Here is a 17,296-nt window from a genome sequence, read left to right as displayed (position 1 = left end):
CCTACCTTCTATCTACATAATTACTTTCGTTGGAGCAAGCGAGTTAATACTGGAAGGTTTCACACATCGGTTTAAACCAAGGATTAAAATACGTCCCTAGCTGTCTTCGTGCTTCAGCAACTTTCTTCTTCGCGTCATAGACCAGTGTCGGAGGCAAATGTCCGAAGGTCATCAAGTCAAAATCATAGGTTAACAACTTATCCAAAGAATGTTCCCATGCTGTCAGATCAGATCCAACCCTGGGATGGTAGCCGCCCCATAAGGTATCGCCAGCAATTAATACGTTGTGTATGCCATCTTTTAATAGAAGAGACACACTCCCAGGCGAATGCCCTGGGGTGTGAATCACTTCCAATGTGAACTTGCCCACTTGCAAGATTTCTCCATCGTTCAGCGTCCTGTGAACTTGTACAGCTGGAAAAGGCTTGCCGTAAAGAAAAGCAGCCGTTCGATCATAATCGCCTTGTTCCACTTGCTCGCGATCATTTTCGTGAATCCACAGTTCAGCCTGACTTTCCTCGGCAAGCTGAGCAAATCCGCCCACATGATCCCAATGACCATGCGTGGCTATTACTTTTGTAATATCTCCTGGCTGTAATCCTAACTCGGCTAGGTTGTGCTTCAGCGCAGGATAACCTTCGGAACCACCGCAATCAATCAGGATAGGCTCGCTTCCTGTAAGTAAATAAGCACTTGCATCCCATGGATGGGTCAGTTTATCGCCCGAAATAGCATAGAAATTATCGGTAAGTTTGACTGCTTTGGGCATTGGGATTCTCCTTTAAGCCATGACTGCTAGACAAAGTGACCTGCTTGCGCTTTGCTCCCTAAGAAATGAGTCATTTTATCCATGACTGTATTTTCTACGGCGGATCTCCCTAGTTCTAAGAGCGATGGCTCCAGAGCCTGACATTCTGCATTCGTTAGTCTTTCTTCGCGTCCCAATGCGCCTAAGAAAGCAAGTTCAAGATCTGTTGCAATATTAACTTTACTCACACCGCCGCCTGGAAGTTGAATTGCGCCAGCCATCATGTCAGCTGGCACACCGGAACCACCATGCAGGACGAGATGTACAGGCGTAAGTGAACGAATAGCTTGTAGTCGATCGACATCGATCTTAGGCTGCCTAACCATGTACACGCCGTGAGCAGTTCCGCAGGAAACAGCCAATGCATCAATCCCCGTCTCATCAACGAAGCGGTGTGCTTCCTGTGGGTCCGTGTATAACTCCTCATCTTTATCCGTTTCTACAAAGTCCGTTGTGCCAATCATGCCAAGCTCGGCTTCAACGGATACGCCTTTCGCGCGCGCATAATCTGCTACTTCCTTCGAAGTGGCGATGTTTTCATCCAAATTTCTTTCTGAAGCATCAATCATGACTGAAGTGAAACCAGCATCAATCGCTTCAGCAATCGTCGCCAATTCTTTCGTATGATCGAGATGCAAGACCAACGGCACGGTGATTTGTTCTGCAACCACTTTGTCATAAAACTCATCGGCGAATTCCTTTGGTGTAATGCCGTAGCGAACCAATTCTTTATGTGAGATTTGTACAATAGCCGGTGATTTCATTTTCTCAGCTGCCCGTAACACGGCCGTTATCATCGGTGTATATCTAGGGGAAAACGAGCCGATAGCGAACCCAAATTTCTCGGCTACCTCCAAGGCTTGTTTGAGCGTTAAGACGTTCTTTGGTCTAATTCCTGTTGTCATGTCAATTTCTCCTTCGTTGTGAAATAGATTTCAAGTGTGATAATTTCTGCACCATTGGCATGCAGGGTGAATGAACCATCGGCATCGATGTTGAGATTCTCCCGATCCATCGGCTGTTCATTTAATTTTAGGTAACGAACCTGATGAGGCTTGGTCTTCAGATGCATGCTGGCCATGGTGGCTGCCTTCGACGTATTCCAGAAGCGCACAATAAGCGCATCGTTTTTTTCGGATTTTTTACAAGCGCTAAGCATAAGTGTATGATCGCCTTTGAGCTCCAGCCAACCGCCAGTTTGACCTAAAACGCCATCATGCTTATCGGTGACTGAGCCGTAGCTTGCCGTTAAATATTCATGTACCTTGGTAGGGATTTTGGCTTCCAGCCAATCTTCCTGATGGACAAATATGGCATATTCCGCTTCATTCATCCCCAAGCTTTGTGCGTCAGGTACAGGTGTTTCAGGTCCAGCCCCACCGTGTCTAACCAGGGTATCTTCACGAGATAACCAGCCTACAGCCCTGAGGAGCGTGATCGCCAGTGTGCCTTGCTCATCGTTCAACATTTCATACTCCGTCAGCCCTTTATTGGCGACTGTCAGTCCTTTATTGCGGCCTTTAACACTGACAAAGCCTTGCTGCGGCTTCTGCGGCACGTACGTTTCCGGCCATCCATTCCCCATGTCCAGAACAGCTGCTTCTCTTTCCACCACATCGAAATGACCTTCTGCATGCGAGACCTTAAACATCTCACCAAGAGGGAATAATACCCTCAACCGATGGTCTTCCGCTCGATTGTTCCAGACCGTTCGTACATCCACTCGTTCGGATCCCGTTGTTAAAGTCACATAATTCGTTATGTGGTAATCCGTGTATGATGCCATTCTGCTTAACCGATCCTCACTAAGTTTCGTCGGCAAGGACCAATGGATGTCTACCTGAAGAGTGACTTTCGCATAGCCGATTTCCGCTCCAGAAACATGTACATTTAACGAATCTTCGGTCGTATGTCGTACGTGATCGATTAATGGCGCCGCATAGTTATACGTGTCCCCTGCGTCTCCACCACTTTCAAATGCACCTAAGCCATCATAGATGCGACCGCTTCGTTTATCCGTGATACGCAGTGTACCATTCTGTGTATGAACCTCCACACGCAGTAATCCGTTCTCTATTGTGTTGTTACTAATGTGCAAGTCAGATTTGGCTTCACTGCCCTTAATCTTGGCAGCTGGCAGCAGCGTGTTGAAATAGACTTGTTTAGGATCACAAGCAGTCTCTCTTGGTCGTAGCACATACGTCTTGTAACCAAGACCTGGAAGATCTTTCGCAGCGAAACAGACTTCCGTATAAAAATGTTTATCCGTCATCGGCTTCATGCCGCTGACATCTTTCACTTGAAAGGGAACCTCGCGTTCATCAGAATCCACAAGCACATACGTTTTAGGGTGAACGGTCAGCTTGCGATCGATCCAAACTGTAACGGTATCACTCCTCGTCCAACAGAGAGAGTTATGGATAACAAGCGCGACAGCATCCTCAGGCAGCTCACTTGTATCAATGAGATTGTTGATGTGCTGAACGCTCTTCTCCGTCACAATGTCAGCGATTTGTTTGGATTGTGCGAAGCGAGGGATCATCTCCCGATGGACTTCATCAATACTACAACCGCAAATACTATCATGGGGGTGATTCTGAACAAGAAGCTCCCAAGCCGTCCACAGAAGTGCCGCTTCATACTTGCGCCCATGTAGCCAAGCTAATGCTGATAATGGCTCTGCGTAACGCTCTAGGGCTAACTGTCCTTTGAAGTTATCCTGTTTCAGGTACATTCGTGCAGACAGCACACCAGGTAATACATGAGGCAGCTCTTCTCCGAAATTCCTGAGCTCCCCTTTGATTACTTCCAGAGTAGGATTTTGTGCACGGACAGCCTCCATGAACTCCTTCGTTGTTCCCCAGTGCAGCTCCGCAACTTCCTGCAAATCCTCTTGAACCTGCTTTATTAATCGGGGCAATCGGGCATCGATATGTCTATGATCACCGCCGTATGGCATTAGCAAGCAATCTGTGGTAGCCCGCGTTGCCCAGCGTTCAATTGATTTGCGGACTCTGCCATACGTTTCTTCATACGTCTTTTTCGGATTATCGAAGTGGAGAAAATCCACCATATAATAGCCATCGGGGAACCAATACGTAAAAACTTGCGTGCCATCTGGCGCTTCCCAAAGAAATTCTTGTTTAAAATTGGGAGATGGTCCACCCAGCCCTCGCCAAACCATCGCATTGTCGATGCCAAAGCCTTGCAGAATCTGCGGCATTTGCGAGATATGACCAAAGGTATCCGGGATATAGCCGACATCCAGGTTCGTAAAACCAAGCTTTTCGGACATCCGATTCCCCAACATCAGATTGCGTACATGCGCCTCAGCGCTGACAAGAAACTCATCGGGCAAAATATACCATGGACCGCATTGAATACGATTTTCATGGATAAATCGCAGCAAACGCGCTTGATTTTCTGGCCGAATCTCCAAATAATCTTTCAGTACGATCGTTTGACCGTCGAGTAAGAAACAGCGAAACTCTGGATCTTTATCGAGTGTATCCAACAGTTCGTCGATCAGTTCCACTAAACGGATGCGGAAATCCTGCATCGTCGCCCACCACTCCCGATCCCAATGGGTGTGATGGTACACAAAAACACGAAATTTACGATCCAAGACATTTCCTCCTAACCTTTTGTACCCGCGCTGATGTTCATACCTTCAATAAAGTAACGTTGGAAAATAAAGAAGATTGCGATAACTGGAATCATTACCATGACAGAACCGGCCATCAATAAATGCCATTGACTTGTGCCCGAGCTGACCTTGAAAGCTTGTAAACCAATCTGTAAGGTGTACTTCGCTTCATCGTTCACATATAGGAGCGGACCAAGGAAATCATTCCACGCCCCAGTGAATGTCCCGATGGCTACGGTCGCAAGTGCAGGCTTGGCTAGAGGAAGCATGATTGAACGCCAAATATAGAGGTGGTTTGCACCATCGATTTTCGCTGCTTCCACAAGGTCATTTGGAATACCCAAGTAAAATTGGCGAATGAGAAAGATATGAAATGCACTTCCAAAAAAACCGGGAATAACGAGTGGCAAATACGTGCCTACCCAATGTAATTTGGAAAACAAAATGTATTGCGGGATCAGTGTTACGAATCCAGGAATGATCATCGTTCCAAGAATAATGGAGAAGAGTAAACCTTTCCCTGGAAACCGAATTTTTGCGAATCCATACGCGATGAAAGAATTTGAAATAACATGCGCACACACAGCAACCGTAGCGATTAACAGTGTATTCGCCGAGTATCTTGCAAAATTGCCAGCTTGCCAAGCTTCTTTATAGTTGGACCAAACGAATTTCTCAGGGAACCAGGTTGGCGGATACGAAACAACTTCCTGTAGTGATTTCAGCGAGGTTTGAATCATCCACCAAAACGGCATAAGAAAGGATAAGCTGCCCGCAATTAGAATCAGGGTTACGACCCATTTAGAGATTCTTTCCTTATTGCGACGGCTTTGATGATACGATTTCTTAGTACCTGTTGCAGCAACCGTCATCGCGAATCTCCTCCTTCATAGTGAACCCAATATTTGGACAGCACCATATTAATTACGGTAACAAATATGGCGATTACAAAAAGGAACCAAGCCATAGCCATCGCATAACCCATATCGAATATTTTGAAAGCTTTCAGGAACATATGCAGGTTGTAAAATAATAGCGAGTTCGATGGAGAACCCGGCGAACCAGGGTCATCAGCCATGACGTAGCCTTCTTGGAAAATTTGAAAACCGCCAATTAAACTAGTTATAACATCAAAGAAAATGACAGGCGTAATCATCGGGACGGTAATATGCCATAGCTTACGAATTTTAGAAGCACCATCAATCTCAGCGGCTTCGTATAAATGATCGGATACCCCTTGCAGTGCTGCTAGAAACAGCAGCATGCCACCTCCGACAGCCCACATTTTCATCATAACAATCGCATTTTTCGTCCAAGCAGGATCTGATAACCAAGCAGGTCCCTCGATGCCAATCCAGCCAAGCACGGTATTAATGAGACCTGATTCCGGATTAAGCAGCATCATCCAAAGCATATAAACAGCAACACCGGACAAAACGGTTGGCAGATAATAAATCGTCCGAAACCATCGCATACCGGGAATTTTCACATTTAACAAAACAGCAAGAATAACAGAACCCATCGTCGTTAAAGGAACGGCAAGTGCAACATAATAAAGCGTATTGCGGAGTGACTTCCAGAACAACGGATCTTCGGTAAACATGCGTCTATAGTTATCGAGCCCGATATAATCCATGCGCGAAGTGATGTCATAGTTCGTAAAGCTGGCGTATAAAGAGAACAATAGCGGCCCTGCGGTGAAAATGAGAAAGCCTATAAACCACGGAGCAATGAAACTGTATCCTTCTAGTGCTTCTTTTTTATCCAAGGACCACTTCCTTGTTTTTTTCGGTTGTGGTTCTTTCGTCAATTGAGGATTCACTTGTTTCCCTCCTTATATGAAAAGGGTGGAGTAGTCATACACTACGCCTCCACCCTTTCTCTCTAAAGCTTATTTTGTATTTGATTTAACTAAATCTTCGACCGCTTTTTGCGCTTTATCCAAGGCTTCTTTCGGTGTTTGTTTACCTAAAATCGCTTCATCAATTTGTGGATTTACCAAGTTGAGGAAATCGGGTGCTGTTACTGGGACCGTTCCCAAAATTGTTGATTTCAAGTTATCAACTGTAAACTTATAGACCGGATCCTTAATCAACTCTGGATCATTGGACGCTTTAATATTAGATACATTATCGAAGTTGAATTGTGCCCAATATTTCTGTGCATCAACATCTGTCATGTATTTCAAGAACTCCCAGCTTTCATCTGGATGCTTAGCGCCAAATGGAATTTCAATGGTGAAGCCTCCACCGTTACTCCAGTTGCCGCTGCCTGGTTTGAATTCAGGCATTGCTGCGACACCAAAGTCTTCTTTCTTCGGTGCAAAGTCACGAATTTGTGTCCAGAAAGTTCCCGCATCGATCTTCATCGCTAACTTACCCGCAATAAGGGGATCATTCGTTTTACTGCCGAAACCAGCTTTGAAGGCGTCGACTTCTTTTTTGCCTAGTCGGGTATCCCAACTGTTATACCATTCCAAGGCAGCAATTCGGTTAGGTGAATTGATATAAATCCCTTTGTCGTCAAGCCAAGGTCTTCCGCCATCGGCATTATTCAAGAACATATCTTGCCCACCTGCAATACGTGGATGGAAGCCTAAACGCTCAATTTTACCATTGTTAATTTTGTCGATTTTCTTGGAGTACTCTTCCATTTCAGCCCAAGTTTTTGGCGGTTTCTCCGGATCAAGACCTGCTTCTTTAAAGAGTGCTTTGTTATAGAACAATACGCGAGTATCTGTTACAAATGGAAGCGCGTACACTTCATTTTTGTATTGCATTGCATCTAATAAGTGCGGGAAGAATCGATCCTTAATGTTCTCTTTCGCCAGATATGGCGTCAGATTCATAACTTGCTTTTTGCTTGCGCGTTGAGCAACTTGGCTAATATCGTGGATGATAACATCAGGTGGATTACCCGCTGCAATGGCTGCTAGTTCTTTCGTCCAACCATCTCCATAAGGTAAGAACGTATGTTTTACCGTGATGCGATCCTGAGAAGCATTAAAGTCACTAATGATTTTCTCAATAATAGGACGACGTGTAGTAGAACCCCAGTGCGTCCAAAAATCCAGTGTTACTTTGCCCTTCGGTTTCTCTACTGCTGCACTTGCAGTTGGACTTGCTGCTGTTCCAGCGGAAGCACTAGGACTTGCCGTATTGCTCGTGCTGCAAGCCGTCAACACTAAGCCTGTAGTAAGCGCCGTGCTAAGTACGACCAACATGGATTTATTTGCTCTCTTCATACGGTTACATTCCCCCTAATAAAATGGTTAGACAACCAATGCCACATTGCGGATTAACAATCCCACATCTTGAAGCGCTTTCAATGTGGTTTCTTGAAGCCTATATCTATATAATACTCAAAGATTCCACATTGTCAATTCATTTTTAACCGCTTACAAATGTGTTTATGTGGCTTATATTAAATAATCAGTCATAACCACACATTATTTTGCGTTAGATCCCATACTAATAATAAACTCCATTCCCTAGCCCTATTCTGCATAAAAAGAAGTAGACTTCTATACCATTTTTTTATAGATTTACGGTAGTGACACTTGAAGGAGAATGCCTCTTGCCGAACTCTATGCAACCGCCTGCTGATCGCATTACCGACCGTTTTTTTCTGCCTGATATTCAATCTACGTTTGTGTTGAAGGAAGGCCATTGGCGGACCGTCGAACCTGGATGGAAATGCCGCAAACACGATCACCCGATTTTTGAATTGAACGTGGTGCTAGAAGGCGAGCAATGGATGAGAGTGGAAGAGACGGTGTATCAGATGAAAGCCGGCGATCTTGTGCTCATTCCGCCTTGGCATGTCCATGATTGCGGGGCGTGTGAGAGTGGAAAGCTGGTTTACTTCGTGGTTACGTTTGATGTGGACGATTTTGCCCTGAAGGAACTGCTCTGCCTGCATCCCGACAAGCATCACCCCGTTGGATCTCCTATCGAACAAGCTTGCAACACCCCGTTAGTACAGCTTATTGAACTGGCTTGGGGGGCCGATAATCAGACATCCGTATCGTTAGCCGTGCGTATGAAAATATTGTCGGTACTATTCTCTTTGTTCTCAGCGCTGGCGCAGGTTCAGATGGAGGAGCAGAAGGCGGGAAATGAAGGGAATCTGCTTAGCTACAATATCGCTCGACGGATGGCGCAAGTGTTGGAGACAGAAGCGAACTGCGGAGAATCTTCCCAGAGTCGGCTTGATACGAGACTCGGCAGCATAGCAGAGCAGATGGGGTACAGCTTGTCCTACTGCTCCAGACTGTTCCGCGAGGTGTATGGGCTGTCGCCCCGGCGATACTTGTCAACCGCTATTTTGAAGCGAGCGAAGCTAGAGCTCATGAACACGAAGCAACCGCTCGAGACGATCGCCCAGAAGCTGGGCTTCAGCGACAGCGCGCACTTCAGCAAGCAGTTCAAGCGATGGTCCGGTATGTCCCCAACCGAATATCGTTCTCAAGAACAACCATTCTAACGAAATAAAGCCAGCCTCCTGTTCACATGGAGCAGGAGAGCTGGCTTTTGATAGATTTTATTAAAGCTTCAAATTTGTCAAATAGATAGTGTTCTGGGATACTTGCCACAGCTCGATGCCGTTCTGACAGAAAGACGTACTGGCAACGCCAGTCTGCACACTTGCCTCTGTCCGACCCTCCGGTGTTACCATGTGGAGATGGCCATTTGACTCGACGAGCACAAACTTCCCATTCAACCAACTCAAGTATACGATCCCGTGCTCATACAGCTTGGTATGCAGTAGCTTCCCTTGAAGATCATACAGACACAAGAAGCCTTGGCTGGTCGTCGCCGCAAGCCGCTCCCCGTCAGCCGAGAATTGCAATGCGGACACCGCACCGCCTAATCGATTCATGAACAAAAGACGATGCTCAGATTGTTGGAAATCGGCTTTGAGCGCCGAATCTTCATGCAGTCCCGTTGTTTCGTATACCCAGAGGTTCCTGCCGCGGTTAGCCCCACATGCTAGAATACGGCGCGTCCCAGCCACCGTCCAATTCAATGAGGTCGTCCGGCTAGTCCAACCTTCCACAGTGAACTCCGCTTTCACTTTGCCATCCATCGTTAGAATGCGGCATGTGGATTGATCCGTGATGATGTCGCCCCCTACGATGAGCTCTTCCACCCCGTCTCCATCTACATCGCCGACTTGGATCCGTCCGGGCAACCCTTCCTTATACCACCAGCTCCAGCGCTCGGTTCCGTCTTGATCGAAGAAGCGCAGCTGCATATCACCGCACCCCACAGCAGCACCCATAAATTGGTCGCCTGTGGATGATGCGACTGACACTGCCACGAGGCGCATCGGGGCAGGTCCTGTCAGTTCCCACCATGGGTATGGACTTGGATTCCGGATGATGCGTGATTCCTTATGGACTGTGCCTGCTCGACTAAGCACGGAGAGTCGGTCTTTTCCATGACCGGCAAAAACCGTCTCCTCCTCATTCGTTCCAGTCACATCCACATCATGCACACAACCTTCCAGCTTCGCTTCCCAAATAATCTTTCCAGATGGATCTATTCGATAGACACTACCCGAATGAGTGCCACACACGAAGCCACCCGCTCCTCCTGCAGCCATCTTGAAGCTTGTAATCGATGAAGGAAGAGATACGAAAGGCTTCGTCACGAGTTCCTCTACAGTCGCAGAAGCCGTTGTTATGACTACAGCAGCAGATGGCTGGCGAGACTTGACTTGCGAGACCGCCTCCCAGCTCTCTTCCCCACAAATCACAACCGCCTTGGCTCGGTCATCCAGCTTAATCAAGCCATGCCTCTCCCCAGCCGCCGCAATTTGTGCCAAGTGACTGAACACGACTGACTCCCCCGGACAAAGCCGGGTGGTACTGCGAGCGCGGAAGGCGGTTAGCTCCACCTCTTGCGTATAATAACGGCGCTTATATGCCTCCACCGGATCGTCGTCTAACGTCAACGGTTGCGGCTCACCAGGGTGTACCCGATAGAACAACGACACCGGCACTTCCGTAAGACTACAGCTGGAAGGGGATGTGCATCCACTCTGAAGTCGGAACTCCACCGGATCGCCGGCTTCTGTGTTTCGGCTGCTAGTCATAAGCGAGCCGTTCAGCTGAGCGCGAGAAGGCGTCCGGAAATGTGCTTCTACCGCGTACTCCCCGTCTTCCAGAGCAACGACGGTATCTTGAATAACGGCATATTTCCCAGGGCGCATCCAGATTTCCCGGTACCAGTCGGTTCCCGCGTATCGGGCCAGCTTGAGCCGTACATAATAAGTCCCGTCCGGTTCTGTTGCTTGCGCCTCGCACTCAGCGAAGCTTGGTAGAGGGCCGGTTTCTCCATCTTTTACGACCGTCACAAGACTATGGCTCTCCGGCTCCGGAAACAGAAGCAAATCCTCCGTCACAATGCAGCTGACACCTAGCCTAGCATAATCATGGATACCCATTGCATCGGCATAGGAGTGGGATGAACTCTTGGTACTAAGCCCGTCAATCAGCATGTAGTCGTCTTGCTTCTGCCACCCTGCTCGGATGGAGATTTTGTCAAAACAAAGATCGATTGGTGCCGATGGGGGTGTGTCGAGCAGTAAAAGCGCTAGATCCGGCTCCTTGTCCCACGTCTCATAAATCAAAGGATCCAGAGGGACGACGGTTACACCTAGCCCAACTGCGGGTACGGTTGGCGTCAACCCAATATCAAACGTCCGCAGCCCGCCAATCGTTCCCCACTCGTGGTACAATCGACGATGCACGGGTGCCAGCTCATGCATGTATGTGTATCGTGCGTCCTCGTAATAGGCGGCAGCAGCTCGCAAACTTGGTCCTGGGAACGATTGCAGCAGGATGGAGTCGCCCGCATTCGGCATCCAGCCGATGTTATTGACAATCGCCACCGCACAGTCAGCTGCAGCGCGCGCCCCGCCGCTCTCAAAAAATCGGTGATCTCGATCCATTAAGCCATAATCGATCAACGTTGGCTGCGTCATCCACCAGCCGTGACACATGCCGTCGCACACCGGCTTCCAGCCACCGGCCGAATAAGGCGCGAACACGCGATCTGCGGTCTCCTTCCATACTTTCGGTTCTTCCATCCCCGGATAGTGAGTCGTGAAATAATCGGAGGCGAATACCAGCGCGAGCGCGGGAATAGTACCATGGTTTTGCCTTGGAAAATGGCGAGACTGATACAGCGGTTTCTCTACATATCGATACCCTTCCGCGCTCTCCGCCCAATCATAGATGAACTGGGTCATCTTCTGACGAAGGGGCTCTGGGACTAACCCAGACACCTCTAACAAGCGGAACAACACGACACGGCTGCGGATGCCAAGGTGGATTTGTACGATTTTATCATCAATCAAGACGCCGTTACGAACTACAATCTCTGACAACCTGGCGTATTCGTCCAAGCAAGACTGATCGCCAATCAAATACCCTAGGACGCCCTTCATCACATCCTCATGACGGATGCTTACTTGCCAATCGTGCTGATGCGGCTTGGGCGCCTTGAACTTGATCACTTCATGATCTGGAATCGGTAAACGCATTGCCTTAACTTCAGCCAGATGCGGAATCGATGATTTCATTTGCTCTAGCAGAATATGGAGCCCACCCTGGAGCCCGTCTTCATCAGAATACCCGAGATGAATGATGTTATGACCGCTTCCGAGCGGGTTCAACAAAGTGCGAACTTCAAATCCAGATGGCCCCGGATACCACCGATCGGTTAAGCAAAACCAGCGAAAATACAGTTCCTTCACGCATAGGCTATCCGCCAAGTTGCCGATCAGAAAAACAGGTCCTTGCGCCTGATACAGGATCGCTGGCATCGGATCTTCGAGCACGACAATACGCAGGTCAGCATTTACCTGACGCAGCTTGGCCTCGATGGCGAGTGCGGCTCGAACACCTTCAGTGTCTCTTGGCGCTGCAATCACAATTGGCTGCTCTGGAAGCAGGTTGGTGTAGTAGTTGATTTCTCGGGCTTGAATGCGTTGACGGGTCATGGATGGAACTCCTTTCAGAATGCGCGTGTGAACAATAAATTAGTAAGCATATCTATATAAATTTGTGCCTACTCGATAATAAACATTGCCTAATTCGTCTTCAGCCAAAGCGCTCGCACCACTCGGAACCAGGATGGATACCGCTTTGGTCGAAGCGTCGATGGTAAACAGTTGTCCGTCTAACGTCCCAAGAACGTCCCCGAATTTACCCTCAAGCAGCGTCCCGTCACGCCAAATATAGGCATTGCCACTATAATCGACACCTGAGAATTTCAGAGCACTATAATCGAACAAGCCTGTGGTTGGGTTATAAATAATCAAGTAACCCTCCAGAAGCCCCCATATTTTACCGTCAGGGCCAACCGTCAATGCAGTCAAAGCTTTTTTGGACACCGGAAGTGTCTTCACCGTCGTTGTATCCGTCGCGATATCGTAGATTGCCAGCTTCGCTGCGCTTGTTGTAGGTGTCGCACTTTGTCCGCCGGAAACAGTCGTACCTGCATACACTTTGCCGTCCTTGTAAGCGATGGAGATGACGCTCTGATCTTGAACGAGATTACGTTTGACAATTACATTGCTGGTTGCGGGATCGTAGATCGTTAATGCGCCACCCAGTGCGCCAGCTACCGGTGTTGTGCCCATGAACACTTTGCCGCCTCCGGTAGCTAGCACGTTCGGTCGCTCCTGATCATATGCAGATGTATCGAACAACAATGTAGGACTCCAGCCGTTGGAAGGCGTTGTCGCATACAATCTGCCTTTCGGGTAACCGCCCATGTACAATGTACTGCCCATTGAGGCAAAAGATTCGATTTGACCGATATTCCCTTGATAAACGTTCTGGTCTGTACGCAGCGGAGAATAGATCCCCATCCCTCCTGAGTAATAGCCGCTTGTATAAATTTTGTTATCGGGTCCCGATCCTACAGCATTAATGGAAGTGGCAATCCTAGGAATGTTTAAATCACTATATGTGATTGTCCCGGTTTGAATATTGTACTTGAACATGCGAGTCCCTGTTTCTCTGAAACCCACGCCGACTAACGTTGTTCCTGGGTAGTTCGCTTGATCATCCAGCTGAACAAGCCCCATACGTATCGGGTGAACAGTTGCATCTGCGCTGAGCGAGCTGTACGTTTTGCTTGCTATATCATAGGCTTGAAGAATTCCGTTAATCGTAAAATAAACTTTGCCGTTATATACCGGAGATTGGTTCTGCGAGGCAACCCCGCTGATTTCGGCATCTACCGTTGTCGTGATCACACCGTTCACGTTGCTTACATTCAAGACAACCAGCTTGTTGCTCGGACCTAACCGCGCGAACAGCTTGCTGCCCTCCAGATTCAAGCCGAGTACAAAATCATCGCTTGCGTATGTCGAAGGCAAGATGTTATCCGTCTGGCCTGTCGTATGGTCAAACCGCTTGATTGCCGCAACAGGTCCCAGACCAACGTAGGACACATTATTCACGGTATCGTAAGCGATGCTGCGCACGTAAGTTTCGCTTGTCGTAAACGGCATGTTGCCCAGCTGTAAGTAGGCTCCGTTGTAGTAACGGAAAAATCCAGCGTTCGGATAGGTGCCGCCATAAATTTTTCCGCCGAGCCCCGCCGTAATGTTGTAGATATGCGTCTGTCCTGACAAAGCAGTCCCGAGGTCCGTCGCAGTTGTGGCTCCAGGTGTATATTTGTATACCTTGGCCTGCGGGTACGTGGCGGCATAGATGTACCCATCCGAACTAGTCGTGGCCCCCCAAGCTCCTTCCGTTTCGCCAACGGATCCCAGGTTTACCGTGCGAAGCACACTGCCGGAATTGATGTCCACAGCCGCAATGCGAGCTGGTGTGCTTTTGCTGCCTTGCATCGTAACGTAGAACACTTCATTGCTGCTCTCCATCCCGATTGTCGCGCCTTGCGGTGTTGCATTTGTTAAGGTTGTGCCTAAGTTCGTAAACTCCTGGGTGATATATACGTCATCCCAATATACGGTGCCAGTGTTCGAGGTACTTGTGTATAGCATGGCGCTCGCTGTCGCCGTGTTGGCGGGAGCTGCCAGCTTCACTTTCATGTAGGTCCACTCTTGTGTAGGTGTGTTTTTGTCCGCGATCTGGGTACCAAGGAGATTGCCCGAGGCATCGTAGAAACGGATATATAAGTAGGCCTTCCCAGTCTCGATATAAGCCCACGCATAAACCATATACGTTTTGCCTGCCGTCGCCGCAATCCGATTGCTCTCCAATCCATAGCTATCAGTGGCGCTCGTGTCCGTCATTTTGACGCTTTTGGTACCAGTATGCGCTTGCACAGTCGATGAAGAGAAGGCTCCGCTGCTTGCCGTGGTGCTGTACGTCCATCCGGTCATTCCGGATTCGAAGCTAAAGTTAGTCGCTAGCATATCCGCAGCAAGGGCCGGCACAGCCGCAAGCAGCATCATTAGCAGCATACATCCAGTAAGAAGCAGCGTAAGCAGTTTTCTTTTCATTTTCATTTCAACTTACCTCCTAAGGGGGATTTGTATTGAAATTCTTCGAACAGCAAACCTCAGGCATCACCTCCATACCTGTTCTATACCTGTATAATTTTATTCTACAAGCTAAGGAGTAACGACGGGATGGACAAAATCGTGAAATGTTGGACAAATCGGGTGTTAGGGTGAACAGACGGAAACGGAGCACGAATTGCACAAAAAAACACGTTGCCAGTTTGGCACGTGTTTTTGAACATTGACGCAAATGCAGTCGCGAATAAATTGTAACAATTTTACAAAATATATAGGCAAACTGATTCTTGGATAGAGGTCTAAAAATGAATAACTTCCGTAACGACTATAAAAACCGTTATTATCAAGCTAATGTTACTTCGTTCGGTACAATCCAACTTCATCAACGAAATCCCCTTATCGTTGCGTTATGGTCAGTTGCATTTCCAGGATTCGGTCACTTCTTAGTACACAAATTTATCACTGGCTTTGCCTTGTTTTTTTGGGAATTTTATATCAATCAATTAACCCAGCTTAATACAGCCATCATGCATTCCTTTAACGGCAATTTTTCACTAGCAAAGGCTGTATTAAATGAAAAATATATATATCTTTATATTCCCGTTTATTTATTCGCTATTTGGGATAGCTACCGAACTACTGTGGATGGCAATAAGTTGCACTTGCTCGCCAAAAGGGAAAATGCCAGTTACCCAAGCTTCTCAATGAGCCCTTTCGAGATGAACTATTTGGACAAGAAAAAGCCATGGCTTGCCTTGGTATGGTCGATGACAATCCCAAGTCTCGGACAACTGTATATACATCGGATCTTTGCAGCTGCTTTAACCCTTCTAATGACGATGTTCATTGTCATTCATTCCAACATGATTGAAGGCCTTCATTACTTTTTGTTAGGAAACTTTCCGAAATCAAGAGAAGTTATGGGCGCTCAGTGGTTTCTATACTTCCCGTCGATTTATTTCTTTGGTATGTACGATTCTTACTCCAATGCCGTAGAGCTAACCAAGCTTTTTGATTGTGAACAAGCCGATTTTTTAAAAAGAGAATTTCAATCGCAAGACTTCGTTGTACATAAAGGAGAAAAAATCTAATGTGCATACAATTCTTCTCTACGTTTCAACATTCACATTATGTAGAGCTTGCTATAAGTAAACTAAAGGAAAATGAGGTCGTCAATATCTACGCTGTTCCACTTGATAATCGTTCAATCGATATGAAACTGGTTGATAACATACACGGTGCAGACGGAACCTCGTTAGTCGATATTGCACTTGTACTTGCCATGATGGGCGGGACGATAGGGGTATCCAGAGGATTTGTACTCTACTGGGGCCCTGTCTTTTGGGGACTAATTGGAGCAGCTATCGGTTTTGCTATCGGTTTTATATATGATTTTACAAAGAATATCATTAAACGAAAAAAGCTAAGAACTGCGAAAAATATAATAGGTGAAGTTATATTGATTGTTCAATGTACAAATGAGCAAGCCGCGTTTGTAGAGCAGACTTTGTGGGGAAGCTTGGCACTAGGACTCGCCAAAACACACATGCCAACCACTCAACTTGAGTCAAACTCTTGATATCTGGACGTGTTGCGATTAAACGATAGTTTCATCAAGAATTTTGTCTTTTCTTTATTATTTCAAACATTCCTTTCATCATTACTGCTTTTAAAATATAAAGGGGAAATGAATACATGTATTTCCAATGTAGTATTTTGTACAGTCCAATCCAAACACTAATCGGTTCACAAAGAAATGCGAAAACCGTCGCCATCAGTATATTGGCAATTACATATGAACGCCACCCTGTAAAATATTGAAATAATAACATATGCAATACAGGCAGAATTCCCAAATCAAAGGAGGAAGACTCTGGTATAGTTGGAAATAGTTTATGTGGGTATACCCACAGATTTAATTCATAACCTATGTGGTCTAAAAGAAAAATTAGAAAACTCATCGCAACGCCGAATAAAATAATATCTGTAAGTCTTTTTTTATCAGCTAGTCTCCACCATACTACCCATGGAATTATTAAAAGAGCTAGAAGCAGCCACCACTGTAATGTAAACAAATCATAATGCAGCCAATATTGTTGCCAGTGGTCCGTCAATTCCTTATGAACATATACAATTTCCTCAAGTAATTCATCCATTTTGAGCACCCAATCCACCCTTATTCTGTATCCTAATGGTTTAGTTTAACCAACCGCAACAAAAAAATTATTGGTTTACATTAATAGAGTAGGCCCATGCATAGTTGCATGGGCCTCTCACAGAACCGAACGTGCGGGTCATCGCATTCGGCTCCTCCGTGCTTATCCCCTCTGGGG

The 17,296-nt window shown here is 46.9% G+C and carries 12 protein-coding genes; 3 read left to right on the top strand and 9 right to left on the bottom strand.

Annotated features, from left to right (window positions below; all coding sequences use genetic code 11):
- Positions 1–43: 43 nt before the first annotated feature.
- The 6 genes from J2736_RS21310 to J2736_RS21285 form a co-directional block, all read right to left on the bottom strand.
- Complete coding sequence (locus J2736_RS21310; RefSeq protein WP_310500608.1) at positions 44–769, bottom strand: MBL fold metallo-hydrolase; 726 nt, start codon at positions 767–769, stop codon at positions 44–46.
- Between the two features lie 26 nt (positions 770–795).
- Positions 796–1,713 (bottom strand): class II fructose-bisphosphate aldolase, encoded by a 918-nt coding sequence (locus J2736_RS21305; protein ID WP_310500607.1) that lies wholly within the window; start codon positions 1,711–1,713, stop codon positions 796–798.
- Positions 1,710–4,433 carry an alpha-mannosidase gene (locus tag J2736_RS21300; RefSeq protein WP_310500606.1) on the bottom strand — a complete coding sequence of 908 codons (2,724 nt, stop codon included), beginning with the start codon at positions 4,431–4,433 and terminating at the stop codon, positions 1,710–1,712. The genes J2736_RS21305 and J2736_RS21300 overlap by 4 nt, the downstream gene beginning before the upstream one ends.
- An 11-nt stretch (positions 4,434–4,444) precedes the next feature.
- Positions 4,445–5,326 (bottom strand): carbohydrate ABC transporter permease, encoded by an 882-nt coding sequence (locus J2736_RS21295; RefSeq protein WP_310500605.1) that lies wholly within the window; start codon positions 5,324–5,326, stop codon positions 4,445–4,447.
- Positions 5,323–6,276: a carbohydrate ABC transporter permease gene (locus J2736_RS21290; RefSeq protein ID WP_310500604.1), complete on the bottom strand. Its 954-nt coding sequence runs from the start codon at positions 6,274–6,276 to the stop codon at positions 5,323–5,325. Before J2736_RS21290 ends, J2736_RS21295 begins: the two co-directional genes overlap by 4 nt.
- Positions 6,277–6,345: 69 nt before the next feature.
- Positions 6,346–7,698: an ABC transporter substrate-binding protein gene (locus tag J2736_RS21285; protein WP_310500603.1), complete on the bottom strand. Its 1,353-nt coding sequence runs from the start codon at positions 7,696–7,698 to the stop codon at positions 6,346–6,348.
- Between the two features lie 332 nt (positions 7,699–8,030).
- On the opposite strand from J2736_RS21285, the gene J2736_RS21280 reads away from it, so the two are divergent.
- On the top strand, positions 8,031–8,939 hold the full coding sequence (locus J2736_RS21280; protein WP_310500602.1) for an AraC family transcriptional regulator: 909 nt from the start codon (positions 8,031–8,033) through the stop codon (positions 8,937–8,939).
- Between the two features lie 60 nt (positions 8,940–8,999).
- Here J2736_RS21280 and J2736_RS21275 read toward each other — a convergent pair whose 3' ends face one another.
- Together J2736_RS21275 and J2736_RS21270 are read right to left on the bottom strand one after the other, a co-directional pair.
- On the bottom strand, positions 9,000–12,464 hold the full coding sequence (locus tag J2736_RS21275) for a WD40 repeat domain-containing protein (RefSeq protein ID WP_310500601.1): 3,465 nt from the start codon (positions 12,462–12,464) through the stop codon (positions 9,000–9,002).
- A 39-nt stretch (positions 12,465–12,503) separates the two neighbouring features.
- Positions 12,504–14,951: a carbohydrate binding domain-containing protein gene (locus J2736_RS21270; RefSeq protein ID WP_310500600.1), complete on the bottom strand. Its 2,448-nt coding sequence runs from the start codon at positions 14,949–14,951 to the stop codon at positions 12,504–12,506.
- Between the two features lie 317 nt (positions 14,952–15,268).
- Here J2736_RS21270 and J2736_RS21265 point away from each other — a divergent pair, with 317 nt between their 5' ends.
- Together J2736_RS21265 and J2736_RS21260 are read left to right on the top strand one after the other, a co-directional pair.
- Positions 15,269–16,054 carry a hypothetical protein gene (locus J2736_RS21265; protein WP_310500599.1) on the top strand — a complete coding sequence of 262 codons (786 nt, stop codon included), beginning with the start codon at positions 15,269–15,271 and terminating at the stop codon, positions 16,052–16,054.
- Positions 16,054–16,542 (top strand): hypothetical protein, encoded by a 489-nt coding sequence (locus J2736_RS21260; protein WP_310500598.1) that lies wholly within the window; start codon positions 16,054–16,056, stop codon positions 16,540–16,542. Before J2736_RS21265 ends, J2736_RS21260 begins: the two co-directional genes overlap by 1 nt.
- Positions 16,543–16,576: 34 nt before the next feature.
- Here the strand turns inward: J2736_RS21260 and J2736_RS21255 are convergent, their stop codons facing one another.
- Positions 16,577–17,119 carry a CBO0543 family protein gene (locus J2736_RS21255; RefSeq protein ID WP_310500597.1) on the bottom strand — a complete coding sequence of 181 codons (543 nt, stop codon included), beginning with the start codon at positions 17,117–17,119 and terminating at the stop codon, positions 16,577–16,579.
- Between the last annotated feature and the right edge of the window lie 177 nt (positions 17,120–17,296).

Origin of the sequence: Paenibacillus qinlingensis, from assembly GCF_031455095.1 — a bacterium.
GTDB classification, from domain to species: domain Bacteria; phylum Bacillota; class Bacilli; order Paenibacillales; family NBRC-103111; genus Paenibacillus_E; species Paenibacillus_E qinlingensis_A.
The sequence above is the reverse complement of the archived record's forward strand: the minus strand, read 5'-3'. Positions and strand labels throughout refer to the sequence as shown.